The 961-nt window shown below is 35.8% G+C and carries 2 protein-coding genes and 1 pseudogene; 2 read left to right on the plus strand and 1 reads right to left on the minus strand.

The genetic code is table 11. From position 1 onward, the window contains the following. Positions 1-146 precede the first annotated feature (146 nt). Positions 147-305, plus strand: coding sequence for a hypothetical protein (locus tag FLS47_RS18170; protein WP_188347315.1), 159 nt, complete (start codon positions 147-149; stop codon positions 303-305). Between the two features lie 287 nt (positions 306-592). Further along, the gene (locus FLS47_RS18175; protein WP_188347316.1) at positions 593-877 is read left to right on the plus strand and encodes a hypothetical protein; all 285 of its coding nucleotides are present in this window, start codon (positions 593-595) and stop codon (positions 875-877) included. On the opposite strand, the pseudogene FLS47_RS19115 reads toward FLS47_RS18175, so the two are convergent. After that, positions 855-961 (minus strand): annotated as a pseudogene (locus FLS47_RS19115) (IS982 family transposase); the annotation flags it as partial. The gene FLS47_RS18175 and the pseudogene FLS47_RS19115 sit on opposite strands and share 23 nt — an antisense overlap.

The following is a 961-nucleotide window of genomic DNA, read 5'->3' on the forward strand; positions in this document are numbered from 1 at the left end:
CGGTAACTTTATCGTATGTAATCATGGTCTGGTGTATTGTTAAATATTTGAATTTCAGATACTTAAATATAAACATTTACCACCATGATTGCAATTTTAAATAGAATTAATAATCGAATTCAGGTTACGAGATACGTTATCGCTTGATGGCTTTGGAAATGCCGGAATTTGTGCATGGGGTTGATTCTATTTTCCGCAGGGATAGTGAGCGTTTTGAAAAACTTGTTATTAAGCGTGAGGAAGAACAAAGGCTTATTCATTCAATCAATAATAAGCGGGACGAAATTAAAGGTTTAGAAGAATAGTAATTATAGGCTTGGCGCTAGTCCCGTCAAGCCTACTTTTAAAGGTAGAGCACTAAAAGAAGAGAGAGAACCATTATTTAATCGCAAAGTTACGTCGCCAGCTTGACAAACCTCAGATCGATTCCAAACGCACCCAATAAAAAAATCACAAAATGGGTATCCGTTCCTAATGAACGGAACCTCCTTCGCTCCGCCATTTTGCTTATTTTTTCTTTCGTTAGTCAAGCTCTAGGCTCGTGACCGGATTGGCGTTAATAAATTTTTCTTTCACTTTAATTTTTAATGCCATGAAAAATGAATTCATTGCCCACGAACTCCGTTTATCTTATCACAAAAACGATAATTTATCGTTACCTGATTTCACCGCTGTTAATAGCTCCAAACGCATGAATATGGCTTTCAGAAAGATATGGAACAATGAAGAGATATCCTTACGTGAGAGCTTTTATGCTATTTATTTCAACACTAAACTGGATGTTGTAGGTTACCAAAAAATTGCTGACGGGGGGGTGGATATGGTTTTAGTTGATATTAACCTGAATTCGATAATTAAAAAGCGTACAATTGGTTAGTTTTTACCGTTTGATATTTGATTGAAGGTTTCTTAGGGAAGAAACTGTATGCTGCTAATCCAGCTAAGATATTTACGATAAAGT

The sequence above is a fragment of the Sphingobacterium cavernae genome, assembly GCF_008520265.1.
In the GTDB taxonomy this organism is placed as follows: domain Bacteria; phylum Bacteroidota; class Bacteroidia; order Sphingobacteriales; family Sphingobacteriaceae; genus Sphingobacterium; species Sphingobacterium cavernae.